At 54.9% G+C, this 20,343-nt stretch carries 16 protein-coding genes and 1 tRNA gene; 9 read left to right on the top strand and 8 right to left on the bottom strand.

Annotated elements, in window-relative coordinates; all coding sequences use genetic code 11:
- Window positions 1–13: 13 nt before the first annotated feature.
- A complete protein-coding gene (locus BBCT_RS01900; RefSeq protein WP_003835585.1) occupies window positions 14–268 on the top strand; it encodes a DUF2530 domain-containing protein in 255 nt (84 codons plus the stop codon).
- A gap of 95 nt (window positions 269–363) precedes the next feature.
- On the opposite strand, the gene BBCT_RS01895 is transcribed toward BBCT_RS01900, so the two are convergent.
- A complete protein-coding gene (locus BBCT_RS01895) occupies window positions 364–1,545 on the bottom strand; it encodes a sensor histidine kinase (RefSeq protein ID WP_003835582.1) in 1,182 nt (393 codons plus the stop codon).
- 191 nt (window positions 1,546–1,736) lie between these two features.
- On the opposite strand from BBCT_RS01895, the gene phoU reads away from it, so the two are divergent.
- Both phoU and BBCT_RS01885 read left to right on the top strand, forming a co-directional pair.
- A complete protein-coding gene (phoU, locus tag BBCT_RS01890) occupies window positions 1,737–2,417 on the top strand; it encodes a phosphate signaling complex protein PhoU (RefSeq protein ID WP_003835580.1) in 681 nt (226 codons plus the stop codon).
- Window positions 2,418–2,659: 242 nt separating this feature from the next.
- A complete protein-coding gene (locus tag BBCT_RS01885) occupies window positions 2,660–4,540 on the top strand; it encodes an oleate hydratase (RefSeq protein WP_003835578.1) in 1,881 nt (626 codons plus the stop codon).
- A gap of 187 nt (window positions 4,541–4,727) precedes the next feature.
- Here the strand turns inward: BBCT_RS01885 and BBCT_RS01880 are convergent, their stop codons facing one another.
- From BBCT_RS01880 to lysS, 3 genes are all read right to left on the bottom strand, one after another.
- Window positions 4,728–5,468: a phosphoglyceromutase gene (locus BBCT_RS01880; RefSeq protein WP_003835576.1), complete on the bottom strand. Its 741-nt coding sequence runs from the start codon at window positions 5,466–5,468 to the stop codon at window positions 4,728–4,730.
- 109 nt (window positions 5,469–5,577) lie between these two features.
- Window positions 5,578–6,492, bottom strand: a complete 915-nt coding sequence (menA, locus tag BBCT_RS01875) for a 1,4-dihydroxy-2-naphthoate octaprenyltransferase (RefSeq protein WP_003835574.1) — start codon at window positions 6,490–6,492, stop codon at window positions 5,578–5,580.
- 207 nt (window positions 6,493–6,699) lie between these two features.
- Window positions 6,700–8,376, bottom strand: a complete 1,677-nt coding sequence (gene lysS / locus BBCT_RS01870; RefSeq protein ID WP_003835573.1) for a lysine--tRNA ligase — start codon at window positions 8,374–8,376, stop codon at window positions 6,700–6,702.
- 95 nt (window positions 8,377–8,471) lie between these two features.
- On the opposite strand from lysS, the gene BBCT_RS01865 reads away from it, so the two are divergent.
- From BBCT_RS01865 to BBCT_RS01850, 4 genes are all read left to right on the top strand, one after another.
- A tRNA-Pro gene (locus BBCT_RS01865) sits at window positions 8,472–8,545 on the top strand.
- A gap of 166 nt (window positions 8,546–8,711) precedes the next feature.
- On the top strand, window positions 8,712–9,899 hold the full coding sequence (locus tag BBCT_RS01860) for an MFS transporter (RefSeq protein WP_003835571.1): 1,188 nt from the start codon (window positions 8,712–8,714) through the stop codon (window positions 9,897–9,899).
- A gap of 187 nt (window positions 9,900–10,086) precedes the next feature.
- Window positions 10,087–12,204, top strand: coding sequence for a DUF4037 domain-containing protein (locus tag BBCT_RS01855; protein WP_047750714.1), 2,118 nt, complete (start codon window positions 10,087–10,089; stop codon window positions 12,202–12,204).
- A 70-nt stretch (window positions 12,205–12,274) separates the two neighbouring features.
- Entirely contained in the window at window positions 12,275–12,922 is a 648-nt protein-coding gene (locus BBCT_RS01850) for a DUF4125 family protein (protein WP_003835566.1), read from the top strand.
- A gap of 213 nt (window positions 12,923–13,135) precedes the next feature.
- Here the strand turns inward: BBCT_RS01850 and BBCT_RS01845 are convergent, their stop codons facing one another.
- Complete coding sequence (locus BBCT_RS01845) at window positions 13,136–13,711, bottom strand: DUF3784 domain-containing protein (protein WP_003835562.1); 576 nt, start codon at window positions 13,709–13,711, stop codon at window positions 13,136–13,138.
- Between the two features lie 2 nt (window positions 13,712–13,713).
- A complete protein-coding gene (locus tag BBCT_RS08705; RefSeq protein ID WP_033512414.1) occupies window positions 13,714–15,666 on the bottom strand; it encodes a PspC domain-containing protein in 1,953 nt (650 codons plus the stop codon).
- Window positions 15,667–15,779: 113 nt separating this feature from the next.
- Here BBCT_RS08705 and BBCT_RS01835 point away from each other — a divergent pair, with 113 nt between their 5' ends.
- Window positions 15,780–17,396 (top strand): ATP-binding protein, encoded by a 1,617-nt coding sequence (locus BBCT_RS01835; protein WP_003835557.1) that lies wholly within the window; start codon window positions 15,780–15,782, stop codon window positions 17,394–17,396.
- Window positions 17,393–18,079 carry a LuxR C-terminal-related transcriptional regulator gene (locus tag BBCT_RS01830; protein ID WP_003835555.1) on the top strand — a complete coding sequence of 229 codons (687 nt, stop codon included), beginning with the start codon at window positions 17,393–17,395 and terminating at the stop codon, window positions 18,077–18,079. Before BBCT_RS01835 ends, BBCT_RS01830 begins: the two co-directional genes overlap by 4 nt.
- 214 nt (window positions 18,080–18,293) lie before the next feature.
- Here BBCT_RS01830 and BBCT_RS01825 read toward each other — a convergent pair whose 3' ends face one another.
- Window positions 18,294–18,854, bottom strand: coding sequence for a cysteine hydrolase (locus BBCT_RS01825; RefSeq protein ID WP_003835553.1), 561 nt, complete (start codon window positions 18,852–18,854; stop codon window positions 18,294–18,296).
- Window positions 18,855–18,890: 36 nt separating this feature from the next.
- Window positions 18,891–20,342 (bottom strand): purine-cytosine permease family protein, encoded by a 1,452-nt coding sequence (locus BBCT_RS01820; protein ID WP_003835551.1) that lies wholly within the window; start codon window positions 20,340–20,342, stop codon window positions 18,891–18,893.
- Between the last annotated feature and the right edge of the window lies 1 nt (window position 20,343).

Here is a 20,343-nt window from a genome sequence, read left to right as displayed (position 1 = left end):
AGGGTATGACGATATGAAGATTGCTCCGATCATTGACCCCAGCGCGAGGAAGCCCTCCCCCAAACCAGTGCGCGTGGATTTACGCAAGGTGTTCACGTTCGGCACCGCGCTTTGGGCCATCGCGCTGATCGTCTGCATCGTATTGCTGGCATTCGGCATCAACGCCGAGCGTGCACAGACCGTATGCGAGGCCGGCACGGTCATTGGCGTACTTATGCTGGTTTGGGAGCATTTCGACCGTTGGGACTACCGACGTCTCGGCGAATAACCGTCAGCACACCCCTGAAAAATTTTTCATAGAAAAAGCATGATGCCCGCCTTGCCTTATTGAAAGCAAGACGGGCATCATGCTATCTCCCTGTATTATTCCCCAGCCAATGGCAATACCAGCGCGAACGTGCTTCCCTGACCCGGACTGCTCCACACTGAAGCGGAACCATGATGCGTCAACGCAACATGCTTGACAATCGCAAGTCCCAAACCAATACCATCGCCGGAATGATCATTCTGATTATCGCCACGATAGAATCGCTCGAAAATACGACTTTGCTCGCCAATGGCAATGCCAGCGCCACGATCAAGCACGCTGATTACCGCCTCCGTGCCCTCCTCATTGGCTTTGGCCACAACATTGATCGTTGAACCGTCCTTTGAATAGGTGATGGCGTTTTCAACCAGTTTGGCAAGCGCCGCCTGAATCTGTTCGGCCTCGCCATTGATTTCCAGGCTTTCATCACCCTTCATATCGATGGTGATATTGCGTTGCGCCGCCACCTCACGATGGGAGTTGACCACAACCCGCACCGGATCCATCACATTGATGCGATTGTCTGTGGTCGGCAGGATCGGCTTCTGCGCCTTGATAAGCAGCAGCAGGTCAGAAATCATATGCTCCAAACGGGAGCAGGACTGACGCAGCTGCATGGCGTTGCGCTCAACATCCTGCTGGCTTGTTCCACCTTGTTCCACGATATCCGCCAATTTTTCCAGCGATTGTGTGGGCTTGAGCAGCTGTTCGGACACATTGGTGATGAAGGAGTCACGTACCTGCGAGAATCGTACGCTTTCGCTGACGTCGCTGATCAGCACCACCACCAGATTGTCACTGAGTTTACCGACGATGACCTTCAACCAGTTTGGCCTTGACACGGTTGCCGTGGGCTTACTGGCTGGCTGTTGCCCAATCAGCGCCTGTTTCGCGGCTTGGCGAGTGGAAAGCTTGCCTGCTTTCGGCGTATGTTGCGCAACATACGCGGTGGTGGTGGTCAGATCGAACTGCTTTTTGCCACCGAAGGAGCGCACTTCGCGTACCGCCCGAAGCACACTGTCTTCGATGATGACGTCGTCTCGCACCACACCAAGCGAATATGCGGAAGGATGCGCACGAATCACCTCATCATGCTCATCGACCACAATGGAAGCCAACGGAAGCATGGAAAGCAATGCATTGGTGGCATCATCCAATGTGTCATCATCGGCATCATGCTCATCATCGTCATTGCGGTGCGTCAATGAACGCCACCACGAGCCCAAAGATTCAACCATGATTTCATTCTCGCATACTCCTACAGCTCTATGTTCCACGACACCACAGCCCGTTCATGAACGTAAGGTGAACGCGCCGGTGAACTTTCACAGAACAACACGAACGCTGGTTATGAATATGGCGTTTTTCCAATAAACTTATGAAAGGTATTACCAGACCTGAAATTGTGAAGCATTGAAAGGCAAGTCACATGCGCGTTATTTTCAACGAAGAGCTCAAGGCTGTTGCCGATGATCTCGACCACATGGTCAAAGGCGTTCGCAGGGCGATCAACGGTGCCGGCGACGCGCTGCTGAACCAGAATCTTGAAGCCGCCCAGGCCGTTATCGATGGCGACATCGAGATCGATGCCCTCGAAGCCAGCGTTGTCGACCAGTGCGTGAAGCTGCTGGCCAAGCAGAACCCGGTTGCCACCGATCTTCGCGTGGTTGTTTCCACCATGCGTTTGGCCACCACTTTCGAACGTATGGGCGATCTGGCTCGTCACATCGCCGAAGCCGCCCGCCGCACCTACCCGGCTTCCCCGCTGCCGGCCGAAGCCCAGCCGCTGTTCACCGAAATGCAGGCGTTCCTGAACGACGTCGCCGACCAGACCGTGGCCATGCTGTCTGACCGCGACACCAAGACCGCTGAGCAAATCATCATCAACGACGACAAGCTCGACGAACTGCACAAGAAGACCTTCGAACTGGCTCAGTCCGAGAATTGGGCCGGCACCAACCAGCAGCTCATCGACGTGGTGCTTATCGGCCGCTTCATGGAGCGTCTTGGCGATCACGCTGTGTCCGCGGCTCGCCGCGTGGTGTACATCGTCTCCGGTTTCGACCCGTCCAAGGAGCCGGCCCGCGACGAAGACACCGACATCGCCTGATTTTTTCTCGCGATCTTCTTTTCCATCTTCCTTTTTGAGAAGGCGGCTTCCGTTCCCCACGGAAGCCGCCTTCTTGTTTTGTTTATGCAATTGTTCAGTACGAATCGTCAAGCACTATCTCCCGCATTATTTCACTTCCGTCAAGCCGTAAGAAAAATTAAACAACATGTCTATTTTTTGCCCATATACTTTTACGTAATATCGCGGCACAATATGTGCAGTGACATCCAAAGGAGGCAGTCATGTATTATTCCAACGGCAATTACGAAGCATTCGCCCGACCGAAGAAGCCCGAAGGCGTGAACGACAAGAACGCGTACATCATCGGCACTGGCTTGGCCGCACTCACCGCAGCCTGCTACCTGGTGCGAGACGCTCAAATGCCGGGCAGCCACATTCACGTATTCGAAAAGGACGCGGTTCCGGGAGGAGCCTGCGACGGCGCGAATATTCCCGGTGTTGGCTATGTGATGCGCGGCGGCCGTGAAATGGACAACCATTTCGAAGTGATGTGGGATATGTTTCGCTCCATTCCATCCATCGAAACGGAAGGCGTTTCCGTACTTGACGAGTATTACTGGCTGAACAAGGAAGATCCCAACTTCTCACTCTGCCGCTCCACAAAAGCGCGCGGTGTTGACGCAGGCACGAACGGCAAATTCAATCTGTCGGACAAAGCCTCGATGGAGATCATGAAATTGTTCTTCACTCCGAATGAGGAACTGTACGGCAAGAAAATTTCTGATTATTTCGACGATGAGGTTTTCAATTCGAATTTCTGGATGTACTGGCGCACTATGTTCGCTTTTGAAAATTGGCATAGTGCGTTGGAAATGAAGCTGTATATCCGTCGATATATTCATCATATTGGCGGATTGCCGGACTTCAGTGCGTTGCGTTTTACCCGTTACAACCAGTATGAGTCGATGATTCTGCCGATGATCAAGTATTTGGAAGGATTCGGCGTGCAGTTCCACTACAACGTGAAGGTGGAGAACGTCGATTTCAAGATCGGCGGTGGCATGGGTCCAGTTCGGCAGCATACAGGCACCGGTCAAGACACGATTTTGAAGAAGCAGGCTGAATCCGGTGTGTTCGTACGTAATCCGTATAGCTCGCCAACCAAGAAAATGGCCACGCGCATCGATTTGACTGAAGCGGATGGCACCGCGCGAAGCATTGACTTGGGCGAGAGCGATCTAGTGTTCATTACCAACGGCGGATGCGTGGAGAACTCGTCGATGGGCTCGCAGACCGAGCCGGCCGCGTGGACTCCGGAAATTAAGCCCGGCGGCGGTTGGGATATGTGGCGTCGCATCGCCAAGCAAGACCCGAGTTTCGGCCACCCGGACGTATTCTGTGGCGATCCGGAGCATTCGAAGTGGATGAGCGCCACCGTAACCACGCTTGACATGGAAATTCCGCCATATATTCAGAAAATCTGCAAGCGTGACCCGTTCTCCGGCCGCGTGGTGACAGGCGGCATCGTCACCGTGGAGGATTCCAACTGGCTGCTGAGCTGGACTTTGAACCGCCAGCAGCAGTTCCGAGACCAGCCGAAAGACCAGCTGTGCGTGTGGGTGTACGGCCTGTTCCCCGACAAGCCCGGCAACTATGTGAAGAAGCCGATGCAGGAATGCACCGGCGAGGAGATCTGCGAGGAATGGCTCTACCATATGGGCGTACCGGTCGAAAAGATCGCGGATCTGGCCAAAAACCACGCGAACACGGTTCCGGTGATGATGCCGTACATCGACGCGTTCTTCATGCCTCGTTCCGCCGGAGACCGTCCCGATGTGGTACCGGATGGCGCGGTGAACTTCGCTTTTCTCGGTCAGTTCGCCGAAACCCCGCGCGACACGATCTTCACCACTGAGTATTCGATGCGCACCGGCATGGAGGCTGTGTATACCTTGTGCGATGTGGACCGTGGCGTGCCGGAAGTGTGGGGCTCGGTCTACGACGTACGCAACCTGCTCAACGCCACGGTGATGCTGCGTGACGGCAAGCCAATTACCGACATGAAGCTCAACCCCATTGAAAAGACCGTGTTGAAACAGGTTCTGAAGAAACTCGATTCCACCGATATTCCGATGTTACTTAAAGAATACGGTGTGATCTGAGCCGATTGCGATTGACGTCCGTCTGCCGCACGTCCCATGTTCCGTATTTCATCCGGCAGACGGACACAATAACCCAACAAAGGCACCGGACGCAAAAAGGCGGAAACCCACATACTGTGGATTTCCACCTTCTCATATACGTTCCGCGCGATTGAACGCGATTACCTGCGTATCAATCGCAACAAACTCACTTCTGGCCCTGGGCGGCGACAGCGGCGGCACCGGCGGCGGCGGCCTCCGGATCCAGGTACTCACCACGCGGCTTGATCGGCTTGAAGTTCTCGTCCAGCTCGTACAGCAGCGGCATTGCGGTCGGGATGTTGACCTTGGCGATCTCCTCTTCGGAGAGGTTGTCGAGCATCTTCACAATGGCGCGCAGGGAGTTGCCGTGAGCGGCGATCAGAACGGTCTTACCAGCCTTCAGTTCCGGCTCGATGTCGGACTTGAAGTACGGCTCAACGCGCTTGACCACGTCGGCAAGGCATTCGGCTTCCGGAACCGGATCGCCGGTGTAGCGCGGATCGTTGTTCTGCGCATACTCGTCGTTCGGATCGATCTCCGGCGGCGGAGTGGCGTAGGAACGGCGCCACAGCATGAACTTCTCGTCACCGTACTCCTGACGGATCTCGGTCTTGTTCTTGCCCTGCAGAGCACCGTAGTGACGCTCGTTCAGACGCCAGCTGCGCTGGACCGGAATCCACAGGCGATCGGCCTCGTCCAGCGCCACGTTGGCGGTATTGATGGCACGACGCAGCATCGAGGTGAAGACGATGTCCGGAAGAACGTTCTTCTCCTTGAGCAGGCGACCGCCATTCTTGGCTTCCTCGACACCCTGCTCGGTCAGCGGGACGTCGACCCAGCCGGTGAACTGATTGGTTTTATTCCATGCGCTCTGTCCATGACGGAGCAGTACTAGTTTGTAAGTCATACCTGCCAGTCTACCGCTTCGCACACCCAAAAACGAGTGTTTTCTCGATTATTCGAGTTACGTTTATGCAACAATTTTCATTCCGTTGCAATCTACTGTCAGTCAAACGTTATGTAAGCATCGTCGATAGCATGAAAATCGCTGCGACAGTCAACGAATCGAGCGAACATAGCGGCAATGCTCTACGGTAGGTTTTTCTTGCGATTGCGTATGATGCGGCAATTTGCGCCGCACACAGTATTGCAATAATTGCGATTAGTGCGATGAGTGGAATGCTGTTTGCTGCATATATCGACGATTGCAACAGATGGTGCAACGCAATCAATGCTGAAATAATCAGGATTGCGATAGTGAAGATAGTGCCGTTTTGCCGTCCCATTGCGGTCATCCACGTATGTTTGCCGTGATTGCTGTCAGATTCGATGTCGCGCAGATTGTTGACGCACAGCACAGCAACCGCAACCAATCCCGCAGCTGAACCACCAAGCAGTCCATCAGGCGTAATCGCGCCAGACAAGGCGAACATAGTGCCACAGGTGGCCACCAATCCGAAGAAAATGAATACGAAGACCTCACCCAAATAGTGGTAGCCGTATGGGTGTTTGCCGCCGACATAGAACCAGCCGGCCGCCAGACATGCAATGCCGACCAGAATGAACCACCAATATCCGGTTAGTGCAATAACAGCCAACCCACATAGACAGGCAGCCAGAGCGCAGATTCCTGCTGCAACCAGCACTTTCTTGGGATTCACACCGGAAGCCACGAGACGAGCAGGGCCGCGCGATAACTGTTCGCCAGCAATCGCACGCCCCGCATCCGTACCGCGAATGCCATCGGAATAATCGTTGGCGAAATTAGCCGCGATCTGCAACAGCAATGCCACGAAACCGCACAGCACTGCCACCGCAACACGACGCTCGCCCGCATCGCGCCAAGCCAACGACGCACCAATCAACACCGGCGCAATCGCCAACGGCAACGTTTTCAGCCTCGCCCCACGGATCCAAATCATTATTCCCATATGCGGCAATTTTATAAGGATGGCTCCGGCGGGCTGACGGCCCACTGGACCGTCAGCTTTTCAGCCTCGCGCGAAGCCGATATTGAATTAAGGCTTTGCCTTAATTCAGCGGCAATTTTTGTAAGGATGGCTCCGGCTGGAGAACAGTCCACAGGACTGTTCTCTTTTCCGCCTCGCGCGAAGCCGATATTGAATTAAGGCTTTGCCTTAATTCAGCGGCTTCACTAGTGGGAAGGTGATGGTTTCGCGGATGGTGGCGCCGGTCAGGGCAATCAGCAGTCGGTCGATGCCCATGCCCATGCCGCCTGCCGGAGGCATACCCACACCGAGAGCCTCGAGGAAGTCCTCATCAATATCGCAGGCTTCTTCGTCGCCCGCGAGCGCGTCCTTGGCCTGGGCCACGAAGCGTTCACGCTGCACAACCGGATCATTCAATTCGGAGTAACCGGTAGCCAGCTCGAAGCCGCGCACATACAGATCCCACTTTTCGACCACACCTGGCTTGGAACGGTGGCCCTTGACCAGCGGAGAGGTTTCGACCGGGAAGTCACGCACGAAGGTCGGCTCAAACAGCTTGTCTTCGTAGAAGTGCTCCCACAGGTGTTCGACGAGCTTGCCGTGGTTCTCCACATCGTCGCGTTCCACACCGAGCTTGTCGGCAATGGCACCGAGATGTTCCACGGAAGTGCCCGGATTGTCCGGGCCGCCATTCGGCACGATTTCCTCGCCAAGAGCTTCGGAGAGGGAATCATACATGCTGATGGTCTTCCATTCGCCGCCGAAATCATATTCAGTGCCGTCCAGCAGGGTCACCTTGTGGGTGCCGAACACGTCCATGGCAGTGTCTTGCACGAGCTGCTTGACGAGCGCACCGATAGTGTCGTAGTTGCCGTAAGCCTGATAGGCCTCGACCATGGTAAATTCCGGAGCATGGGTGGCGTCAACGCCTTCGTTACGGAAGTCACGGTTGATTTCGAACACGCGGTCGATGCCGCCGACGAGGCAGCGCTTGAGGAACAGTTCCGGCGCGATGCGCAGGTACAGGTCAAGATCGAACGCGTTCATATGCGTGGTGAACGGACGAGCCGCGGCACCGCCGTGCACGGTCTGCAGCATCGGAGTCTCAACTTCGAGGAAGTCGTGATCGGCGAAGGTCTTGCGCAGGGAGGCGACGGCCTTGGAGCGGTTGCGCACCATGTTGCGGATCTTCTCGTCGGCGATCATGCCGATGTACGGCTTGCGGGTGCGGGTATCTTCGTTCAAGTCCTTGTGCAGGGCCGGCAGCGGCTGCAGCGCCTTGGCGGCGATGGCCCATTCGGTGGCGAACACGGACAGTTCGCCGGTCTTGGAGGCAATCACACGCCCCTTGATGAACAGGTGATCGCCCAAGTCAACCAGCTGCTTGAACTGCTTCAAGGAGTCGGCACCAATCTCCTTCTTGGAAATCATGCCCTGAATCTTGGTGCCATCGCCAGCGGAAAGCTGCACGAAGCACAAGCCACCGGCGTTACGCAGGAAGAGCACGCGACCGGCGATGCCGACCACGTCTTCGGTTTCGTCTCCGGCTTCAAGCTTGCCGTCATACTTGGCGCGAACCTCTTCGATGGTTGCAGTGACGTCGAGGGTCACCGGGTACGGCTGAATGCCGTCCTTAAGCATCATGGCACGCTTGGCCACGCGCATCTGCACCTGTTCCGGGTGCGCCAGCGGACCGAATTCCTTATTGCCCGGATCAACGGCCTCATCCAAGGTAGCGCCGTCATTGATCTTGGCGTAGATAGCCGCATCCTGCTGCAGCAGCATTTCGGCACGTTCCACTGTGGTCATAGCGGGAACGGCAGCCTCTTCATTCTGATTTTCTTGCGATTCGATGGTCTCACTCATAAGCCCACAGTGTACCGAGAAGCCACTACACCACACGCGACACGCCGTATTTGCATTACCTGAGCAATCGTGTAATATTTCCAACTGTTGCAAAACGGGCTGTAGCGCAGCTTGGTAGCGCGCTTCGTTCGGGACGAAGAGGCCGCGGGTTCAAATCCCGCCAGCCCGACAACTCAAGGCGGAACTTCGGTTCCGCCTTTTTTATTTCCCAGCGCATCAGCGGTACAAAACAGCATATGCAAGACGCAACCACCTGAGAAATCAAAAACACGTAGTACACAAGCGCGTAAACAATCGCGCACACCGACACGCTTCACATTCATGGAGGAGAGACTATGAAAAGACGCATTCTGGCTTTGGCTTCCGGCGCCTTTATTCTTGGTGCCGCCGAATTCGTGATGATGGGCATTTTGCCCCAGACCGCCGCCGCCATGCAGGTTAGCATTCCTGCGGCAGGACATTATATTTCCGCATATGCGATCGGCGTGTGCGTGGGCACGCTGATTCTGGTGTTCGGCCGTAAAGTACCGCCGAAGAATCTCATTATTCTGTTCATGATCATCGCGCTGGTCGGCAATACGTTGAGCGCGGTTTCGTTCAATTCCCCCATGCTGTTGGCCGCTCGTTTCATTTCGGGCTTGCCACATGGCGCGTTTTTCGGTACGGCCACGCTGATTGCCAAGACTTTGGCCGATAAGGGCAAGGAAGCGCAGTCCGTGTCGATGATGGTGACGGGTCAGACGGTTGCCAATATGTTGGGTGTTCCTGCGGGCACATTACTTTCGGAAATGCTGTCGTGGCGTTTGGCGTTTGCGATTCTTGCCGCTTGGTCGTTGATGACGATGGTGTTGGTGATTGCGTGGGTGCCGTTCGTCGCGCCGATCAAGGACGCTGGCATTAAAGGGCAGTTCCGTTTCCTCACTCACGCTGGTCCGTGGTTTATTCTCATGGCGGTGTTCTGCGGCAATTCCGGTATTTTCTGCTGGTGGAGCTACATTTCGCCGTGGCTGCAGAAGGTTGGTGGATGGGATTCCTCGATGGTTCCCCTGTTAATGGTGCTTGCTGGTTTCGGTATGGTGCTTGGCGGTATTGCTGGCGGCCGTTTGACTGATTTGTGGAAGCCGGGTGCCACTGCCGGTCTTTCGCAGGCCATCGCCACGGTTGGTTTGCTGTTGGTGTTTTTCGTTCCCGGCAATCTCGTTACGACTGCGGTGTTGACGTTCATGATTGGTTTCGCACTGTTCTTCAACTCGTCTCCACAGCAGCTGCTCATGGTGCAGGCCGGTGAGGGCGGTGGCGAGCTGATTGCAGGCGCGGCCGTGCAGATCGCGTTCAATTTTGGCAATGCGATCGGTTCGATCGTTGGTGGCGCCGCATTGACGGCAACCGCCATGAACTACCATTACACCGGTTTGGCCGGTGCTCCGATCGCTTTGATCGCGGTGATTATGCTGGTCACCTATTCACGTCGTTACGAAACGCATACGGGTGCTACGGAGCGCATGCGCGAAGTGCATGTCTGACATTCGACAGTCAGTTATTTCGATTATTTCTGTTATTTAACGGGGTATCTCATCAAAATAATTATGATGAGATACCCCGTTGTTCTTTTTACGTCGTATCGCATGTTCCCTATCTTTTGTTGTTTCGCCGTCTGCGATGCCGTCTGCAGTTCGGGAGATGATGAAGGTCACCGATGAAGGGATTGCGATGGCAGACAGTGATGTCAATCTGAATATGAATAATTGCGATGACGGTTGCGCAATATTTGATGTACAGCGATTTTTGCGTGGTCTTGATGCGATTTTCGATGCGCATAAGGCTCCTGAACAGGCTGAACCGTATCTGCAGAAGGCGCGAACCGAAGCCGAACACAGTCATGATGACGCCGGTTTGCTGACGGTGTTGAATGAAACGATGGGGTTTTACCGTTCGCAAGGTCGACATACCGACAATCTGCCGATTATCCGCGAATCGTTAAGCATTGCGGATCATTTGCATTTTCAGGAAATCGACCCGCAGGCGTGGGCTACGACGCTGATCAACGCGGCCACGGGCATGCGAGCCGCAGGCCGGTACGAGGAGGCCGAACAGCTGTACTGTCAGGCGCTTGACGCGGCCACGTCCGTCTTCTCCCCCACCGACCGACGCCTGGCCGCGCTGCATAACAATATGTCCATGTTGTACAGCGAAACCGGTCGTCTCAATCAGGCGAAGCGCGAGCTGGAACAGGCGCTGGACCTGTTGGAGCAATCTTCCCCCGATGCGAGCGCTGACATAGACGTCGCCTCCACGCACACCAATCTTGCGTTGCTGCTCCTGCAGATGGGCCGGTATTGGGCGAGAGACGCCATACAGCACGCTCAGAAAGCGTTGACAATCTACCGTACCGGGCATTTGGAACATAGTGCGCATTATGCTTCGGCGCTGGCCGGCTATGCGCAGGCCTGCTATATGGCCGGCCGCCTGCAGGATGCAGTTTCCGGTTATGAGCATGCGTTGAGCGTGATTGAAGAATGCTACGGACGCAACACCGACTACTATCACACGACTGCAGCCAATCTTGAAGCGGCAAAACAGGCGTTGCATAAGCGCATGCCATCATCTCATAAAACGCAGGAATCGCAAGAATATCAAGAATCGCAAGAATCCTTGAAATCTCAGCATTCACCGAAATCAAGCGAATCTCAGCAATCAAGTGAACCGCACTATATGGCAGAATCCGGCGCATCTTCGATTCCTGTGATTTCTCACCATATTTCAGGACTTGCTTTGTCTCGCGCATTCTGGAATGATCTCGGCAAACCGTTGCTTGCCGGCGCATATTCGGCATATCAGGGGCGGATTGCCGCAGGTTTGGTCGGTTATGGTTCGGAATGTTTCGGTTTCGACGATGAGTTTTCGCGCGATCATGATTTTGCACCGCGTTTCTGCCTGTGGCTTACCGATGAGGATTATGATGCGATTGGCAAGCAATTGCAGGCTGATTACGATGCGTTGAGTCGCGATTTCACTGTTGACGAGCAAGGCAAGCTGCATTTTGCAGGGCATGGTTCGGCTGATTCCAACGCTCTTGCCGCATCTCAATCGCCACTTACGCCGCGTGCGCAAGGCGAGTTCCGCCGCGATGGCGTGTTTCGTATCGGTGATTTCTTCGAGCGGATCACACTGTTTCGTGAGGCTCCGGCGCAAAACGACTATGCGTCTTGGCTGAGTTTGGACGATGCGACGCTTGCCACTGCCACAAACGGTCAGGTGTTCGCTGATCCGTTGGGGGTGTTTTCCAAGACTCGGCAGGGGTTTAAGTTCATGCCGGAAGATGTTCGACTTTCCTTGATTTCTCGCCGTTTGGGCATGATGGCTCAGGCGGGGCAATACAATCTGCCGCGCATGCTGCAGCGTGACGATGGTGCTGCTGCGATGTTAAGCATTCATGAGTTCGTAAATGCCACGGCTTCGTTGGTGTTTCTGATCAATGAGCCGGTGAGCGTTGGGTATCTACCATATTACAAATGGCAGTTTGCTGCCATGCGTAAGCTAAGCCACCGTATGGCAACAAGGCTTGCCGGCGTGTGCGAGCAGTTGGAAGACATATTGCGATTGAGTTCCGCCGCATGTTTCGGCGGTGCCGGTTTCGGTGAGGGCGGCAAGGGTGCGAAGCCTGCGGCAGAGCATATTATCGCCACCGTTGAGCGCATCTGCAGTGATGTTGTGGACGAATTGCTGCGGGAGGGATTGACCGAATCTCACGAAACTTTTGTGGAATGGCAACGTCCGTATGTTGAGGACCATATCAAGTCCGATGCAAGTTGTCTGCACAGCTTGTGATTGCAATAACTTCATTGCAGGCATCGCACATCCAGATCAGCAATAAGACGAAATCAAGAATCGAAATCATATGAATGGCAACGTAATTTCAGATGTAATAGACGGTCACGATACAGCAAATCTTGTTGAATCCATTATCAAACTGGAGTGGAATCAGTTTCAGCAAACCAATAATGAGGGTGGCCGCGCGTCCTGCCAAGGCAATTGGCCGATGTTTCATCAGATGCGTGCCAGTCAGTTCATGACGTGGCCGGAGGAATTGCTGCACAGCTACCGGTCGGACTTGCAGGAAGCCGACCGTGTTGGACGTAATTTGGTGACGGAAAAGTATGGCCGCATGATGCAATCCACATATCCACAGGAGTATTGTGCAAACATTGCGCCGTATATTCCCCGGATTTCCGCGGGTCGCAACGCCTTGCAGGAAGGCATCATAACAGTTCAGGTGGCGTGGGCGCGTGATTTTCGTGAGCGTTTTCCCCATCTTGGCGAGGCGATGCGTGTGCTGACCACTGTCGAAGATACGCCAGAGACCACGTCGTTCGAAACGTATCTGCGCGGCGAATTGGGAACCTATTCCGACCGCACTGTGGCATTGTACCGCGATTTTGTGGAGCGTTTGCGGCATGAACAGCGCAATCTCACCGAAGAGACGATTCGCAATACGGTTCGTTTGGCTGGATTTGAGGACTTGGCACAGGCTGAGGCCGCACAGTAAAACACAGTGAAAACACACCATGAAAATTACCGAAAACTGCAGCAAACCCCATAAATCACAATAAAAATGACCACCATGGTACGACCAAAATCCAACGTCAAGATGGAAAAGCAAGTGTTGGATTTGGCCATGCCATGGTGGCCACGCATTTGTTTGCGATGTCAGCCTTGATTTCGTTGGTGCGGCTGACATCAGGGGTTATTCAGCTGATTCTCACGATCGTTCCGAAAGCGGCAACTTATCCGAATCAGTCGAAAAGGCCGTGGTATCCGAGCTATGGGGAGCGTCAAATGGATCGTCGCTGTCCACATCGTTTCCATTCTTGGATCGGTTTGAACGCACCGCGCTGACTATCGCCCAAATCACGGCGACGGCGATAAGCAGCACGCCGATGCCTCCGAGAAGGAACACGAAGGACTGTTTCGGATCGCTGGCCCACCACCAGAGATTCATTGGCACATGCATGCCGCAAAGCAACGTCACCACCCCCATGAAGCACGTGAACACGCCGAGCGCGATGGTCGAACCGCTTCTTCCGGAAGGTCTGATGATGTCGTCTCCAATCTGTCGATTCTTATGCCCGCCATTCGCACCGGCTGCCGAAGCGGTATAAGTCGGAACGCTTTGCGCTGGGACGGATTCCACGCGCGGCTTATCATCCTGCGTTGCACGCCCACTGTGCTGCGACTGGTCATACGTGGACTGCGCATCCACGGTATGCAACGTTTCGGTAGGCATATCTCCGGCATCCGTCATAACCGGCATTTCCTGGGTTTTGTCGTCACTCATGGTCACTCCTTTCCCGCTTTGCCCAATGTGTTGTCGGACGCATACTGCACCGCGACACTGCCGCCGACCGTTGCCATAGTATTGATCTGCAGTCCGGTTGTCATGACCGGAGCCTTGTCATCACCGGTGAAGCACGGCCAATATTGATGATTGTCGTAGATTTCGCGGTAGGCCTTGTCCACATTCCCGTCTTTGAAAGGGGAATCGGTCCTAGTGGAATCGGTGCCGGTATCCGTGCCATCTTCCGTATCGGTCTCATCATCGAAATCCTCGATGCCGGATTCGTCTCCGTACGAGCCGCAACTCCAATCGTAAGTTCCCAGCGCACGCTTTTTCACTACCGATTTCGTGGAATCGTTGCTCAGAATCGAGAACTCGACCTCGCCGGAATCCAACGTGAGCCCGTCCGGACTGCCGACGAAATCGGTGATGGTATAGAAATTGCTGTCAGACCCGAACGTCCACCAGCAACCGTTCGGCAAGGTCACCACGACCTGCGCGCTTGAGGCCACCACATTCAACGTTCCGGTAGGGCAGGAAGTTGTGCCCTGCGTGCCATCCTGAAGATCCACTTTGTGCGGACCGTTGTTTTTTGCGTAATCGCTTAAGTCGATATGCAGCACGTCGGTGGCGTAATCATTGCCTTTTGCGACGATGCCCTGCTCGTATTCGCTCATTTCACTGGCGGTGGAGCCCATGGTGGTTATTCCCGACACATTGACCGTCTTGTAGGATGAGGGAATGCCCGTGTTAATCCGATGGCTGAACAGCGAATAACCCGCCAAAGCCATCACCATGACCAACGACATGAATACGGATATCCATGTCAGAGGATGCAATCCTCCCGTTCTTCTGCCCACGAATCCGAGCGCGACAATAACGATTCCCGTCACTAGGCAGATGCCACCGACGCATGCCGCGGATGCCTGCAACGTGTATTCGATGCCCCGCTGCCCGCCTTGGATGCCGTACGTCATAATGCACCATACGCATAGCGCGCATGCGATCAACGCGAGACCGGACATCACCAACACCAGCAGCGGACCAGCCGGTTTACGACGTCCCCTTCTTGGCGACGTAGGCGTCTGCGCTACCGGGGCTACCGGAGCGGTGAATGTTGGAGGAACATTGGCCGTGGCAAAAGCGGCCGGACCGTTGGCCTGCTGTTGGTAGGCATGATACGGAGGCTGTTGAGACTGAGGGCGTTGGGGCTGAGGCGATTGCGATTCCGGTGACGAAGCCGTGTTGGCCGCCCCGTTATATGCGCCGCTCGCCTGCATCGGCTGAGTATAAGGATTCGATTGCGCTGGAGACGGCGATGCAGGATGCACCGGCTGTCTGTACGAAGGACTTCCATATTGAGGCTGACCATATTGCGGTTGACCGTACGGAGCCTGACCATATGGGGGCTGACCATACGGAGCCTGACCATATGGAGGCTGCTGACACTGATTTGGACGAACATTCGGCGCATAAATCTGCCTATTGAGCAGAAGCCACAGCACCAACGCGGCCAACGCGAAAGCAAGCCATCCCGCACCCGGCAAACAGATGGCCACAATGCAGAACAGCAACGCGCCAATGCAATTCCAATCCCACTTGCCGTTAATCAAATCCTCAGCAAGAATCTGATTGTCACGCTCATCCGGCAGCACAAACCACGCCAGACCATAGAACGCGGCACCCGCGCCGAAAAACAGCGTGGCAACCACCACAAGCGCACGAACCAACGTGGTATTCCAACCAAGACGACGTGCTATGCCATCGCACACGCCGCCAATCCAACGGTCATGTCCACGCTTGACCTGGCTGGAACGAATCCACGCGAAGAAACGGCCACCGCGGGAAGGTTGCGGCGAACCGTACGCAGGCTGCCGATGATACGGTTGTCCAGCAGCGGGCTGCGGCCCTGCGTTGCCGCGATCGCCCAGCGGATCATTGTTTGCATTGCTCATGGTTCCATTACAGCAACTCGCGCGTGCCACACGTATCGGGGAACACCCTGAATCTGCCCTGAACACTATATGAATGCCCTGAAACAGCGTCCCTCACAGGGCACAATGGAAGTATGAAATCCTTAGGAAAACCGTGGTACACGCAAAGCCAGTACGACCAGGCGAGCGCCGTATATATGCGCTACTGCTGCGACCAAGCCCTGCATGAGGGACGTCCGATGCCGACACAGCCGGCCAAACTGCCGTTGATGCGTCCTCCATACGGACGCATGGGAGCCGGCGTATGCAAGGCGATCAGCATGCATTTGGGCATTGCCGTGCTATGGGTGCGCCTGTTTTTCCTCGCCACCACATGTCTGTTCGGTTCAGGGCTCATCGCTTACATTTTCCTGTGGATGGCACTTCCCGTGGGAGACCCCGTACAGCAGGCGTACATTATTGCCGGCAAGCGTTCGCCATGGCAGGCACCGCTTTCCCGGGGCAACATGCCGTACGGGACATATCCCGTTTCCCTGGAATATCAATCTTTTACAGCTACGCAAGATGGTCAGCACACGCAACCACCATCTTTTGAAGATACGACTGAACGCAACGACGAAACGTATGGTAATACGCAATCTTCCAGCGAAAACCTTGAACAGACACTGAAGAAAGCGCCAAAACCCGCTTTGCTTGCATTAGCTGGTCTGATACTGCTTTCCATCTGTTTCGTCATGTTCGCAGGCGGTATCGAACGCACTCTGATTGTGCCCCTGCTGCTTGGTCTGGTCGGTATCGGCGTCTCTTGGTTGCGTTTCAACGCCGAAGAAGGTCAATTATGGACGATGCTTGGCGGCATTGCGATTATTTTCGCCGCATACGCTTTGTACGTCAGTTCCTGCATACATTTTGACGCGTTTTCCATGATTCGCATACTGTGCGCCGGTTTGGCACTGCTGATTGGCGTATTGCTTGCGATTGTGCCATGGATCATGGCGCTGATTCGCGATTTAGGTACGGAACGCGCATCGAAGGAACGCGAAGAGGAACGTGCCGACATGACCGCGCATCTGCATGATGGCGTACTGCAAACGTTGGCGCTGATTCAGTTGCATGCCGACGATCAGCAGACGGTGTTTTCGCTGGCACGCTCGCAGGAACGCGAATTGCGTGAATGGCTGTATCAGGAACGCACCACGTCTGACCGTTCCGTGAACGCCGGTTTGAAAGAAATCGCCGCACATGTGGAAGACACGCATGGCAAGCCAATCGAAGTGGTGACGGTGGGCGACGCACGTCCAAGCGCGCAAACCGATGCGCTGCTTGACGCCACGCAACAGGCGCTTATCAATGCGGTAGCGCATGGAGGAGAGCCGATTTCCGTCTACTGCGAAGCAAGCAGCAAACTTGTGGAAGTGTTCGTACGCGACCATGGCAACGGATTTGACGTGAATGCGATTCCCGCGAATCGCCTTGGCATTCGTGAATCGATTATCGGACGAATCAAGCGACGTGGCGGTACAGTGGAGATTGTATCGAGACCGCAATGGGGCACGGAGGTGCGCATGCATATGCCAATCGCAGACATGCCCGTATCCGCAGCCGCAGACACGAATGCGCAGCAATCGCACGAACCGCAAAGCAACTCACAACAAACCGATTTTCCCGATCACCATAACCGTCAATCCAACAATCAACGTACCAATCAATTCAGCAATCAACCCACCAACCATTTTGAGGAGCAGCAATGAACGAGCAGGAACAGCAGATACGTATCGCCATCGTTGACGATCATGAAATGTTCCGTGCGGGCGTTATCGCAACGCTGCAGCCGCATTTCGACATCGTCGGGCAGGCGTCCGATGTCGAGGGATCGGTGGCAATGATCGCGCAGACGAAGCCGAATGTGGTGCTGCTTGATGTGCATGTTCCCGGCGGCGAGGGCGGCGGCGGAGCTGAAATTCTCATGAAATCGCGCGCATACTCCCCTAATACCGTGTTTCTGGCACTGTCGGTGTCTGATTCGCCGCAGGATGTCGGATCGGTAATTCGTGCCGGAGCGCAAGGTTATGTGACAAAGACGATTTCCGGCGATGATTTGATTTCTTCCATCAAGCAAGTATATGAGGGCTATGCCGTGTTTTCGCCGAAATTGGCGGGATTCGTGCTGTCTGCCTTCCAAAATGGCTCACCGGCTGGCATAGGAGGCTCTGCAAGCGGACCGATCCACGATGACGAGTTGGACCGCTTGTCGAACCGTGAGCAGGAAGTCATGCGCCTGATCGCGCGCGGCTACACGTACAAGGAAGTGGCAGCGGAACTGTTTATTTCCATCAAAACCGTGGAAACGCACGTCAGCTCCGTACTACGCAAACTGCAGCTGTCAAACCGCACCGAACTCACCCGCTGGGCCGCCGACCGCCGCATCGTATAACAATCAGTCTTCCCTTTCACCCCGCCTCGCCCCATCCCACCCACTGGGAGGATCTGGACGCTCACAGGGCCGACAACGAGATAAAACTTCCAGCAAATGGAGGAATCCGGACTCTCAAACGCTTTTGAAGACCCGTTTTGCTGCGATATACATGAACGGGGCTTACTGAAAAACTTCAGTAAGCCCCGCAGAAAATGGCTTGCTTGCGATTTTTTTACTTCAGAATAGCGTCAGTGTTGGTAACGGTGACCAGCGGCGTGAACAATGCCATAGTGTTCAATGCCATCTGATGGTTTTCTGGCGAACTGCCTGCACAAGCGTCAGCAGCAACGCGCACCGCTACACCATTGTCAGCTGCGGCGAGCACAGTGGTAAGCACACAGCAATCGGTGGCGACACCACATACCGTGATCTTTTTAGCGCCTTTAATGGCTTCGCTCAGCACGCTTCCCCACTTGCCGAAAGTGTCGCAACTGACCACGGCATGGCCTTGCGCCAATTCCGCGGTATCCGCAGTGAGATCGTACATCGGATCGTCGGGAGCAACTAAAAACTGCGGCCAATCCTTGAAATAATCAATCCAAGCGTTTTGCGGCGGCTCAGGCGCAACATATCGCGTGTAGACCACACGATCGCCGAACGCCTTAGCCAATCGTGCGAACGCTTCATCAGTAGTGTGATAGGAGCCGTCCGGGCAAGCCCATGCGGACCATTCACTTTCCGCAAAAACACGCTGCCTGTCGATAACTACCAGCCATTCATCTTCCGCAATCATGACTTTTCCTTTCCTTGTATTATCGCAATAAGCAACTCATGCTTCCGAAACCGGCAGATCAGCTTCCTGCTTGGCAATATCGCCGCGCTGGAACATCAACGATCCCGCAAGACCAATAATCAGCGCAACAATCACACCAAGATTGGCGGCAGCCCAACTACCTTCTTTGCCACCGATAAGGAACAGCAGATAACCCTGCCAGTTCAGCCAGCTGGCGGCAGTGTTGACCACCAATCCCCAACCAAGCACGGTACCGACGACGAGAATGGCGAAAGACTTACCGTTCCACGCACCGTAACGCCCTTTCGGATCATACAAATCAGCGGTGCTGTAATCCTTCTTGCGAATGATCACATCGGCCACGAACATGCCAGCCCATACGGCCATCGGCACACCGAGCGTGGTCAGAAAGCCCTGGAACGGGCCAATGAACGTGTCGGAGAAGAAAGTCACGTAGACCACACCAAGCACAGTCAAAGCGGCGGTGAGCGCGGCAGCCACGGTACGAGGCAACTTCACACCGAACGACAGCAGCGCAAGCCCGTTGGAATAATTGTCCATAATGGAGCCGGACATCAAACCGAGCACGGCCACGATGGTGTACGGAATCAAGTACCAGGTCGGCAGAATGGAAGCCATGGCTCCAATCGGATCATTTCCAACGTTTTCAGCCATGTCGGCATTGGAAACCGCGAGCAGCAGACCGTAGAAAATCAGGAACACATTGGCAATGGACGCACCGAATGTGGTCCAGAACACAATGCCGCCATTGGAGGATTTGCGCGGCAGATAGCGCGAGTAATCGGCAGCGATGTTTACCCAGCCCAAGCCAAAGCCGGTCATCACGAAGAAGCAGCAGCCGAGCATGGCTGGCAATGATCCCGTCGGAACCGAGTTAATGGCGGAAAAGTCGATATGCCCCCAGCCGAGAATAAAGAAACCGACAGTGATCACACCGGTCACGATGGTGATGACCTGCTGGCAGCGCATAATCAGGTCGTATCCGAAAATACCTGCGACCACTACAAGGCCGACCACCACAATGGTGGAGATAATCTTGGGCGCGGCACCAGAGCCCCAACCGAGTTTTTCGATGGTGCTTGATAATGCCAGCACAGCGGTGGTGGTCAGTGAAATCTCCCAGCCTAATGTGGCGATCCAGCTCAGCGCCGCTGGCACTTTGGCACCTTCCACACCGAACGTGGCGCGGGTGAGCACCATGGTGGGCGCGTTGCCGCGTTTGCCCGCGATGGAAATGATGCCGACCAGCAGGAACGAGACAACCACGCCAATAATGGTCATGGCGGTGGCCTGCCAGAACGAAATGCCGAAACCGAGCGCCCACGCGCCGTACGACATGGCGAACATGGAAACATTGGCAGCGAACCAAGGCCAGAACAGGCTGGCTGGCGTGCCTTTACGTTCCTCTTCAGAAATGGTGTCAATGCCCTGCTCCTCAATGGAGAGGGTTCCTTTCTCATTGCTCATA

This window comes from Bifidobacterium catenulatum DSM 16992 = JCM 1194 = LMG 11043, assembly GCF_001025195.1.
Lineage (GTDB): Bacteria > Actinomycetota > Actinomycetes > Actinomycetales > Bifidobacteriaceae > Bifidobacterium > Bifidobacterium catenulatum.
This window is presented reverse-complemented; position numbering and strand designations above follow the sequence as displayed.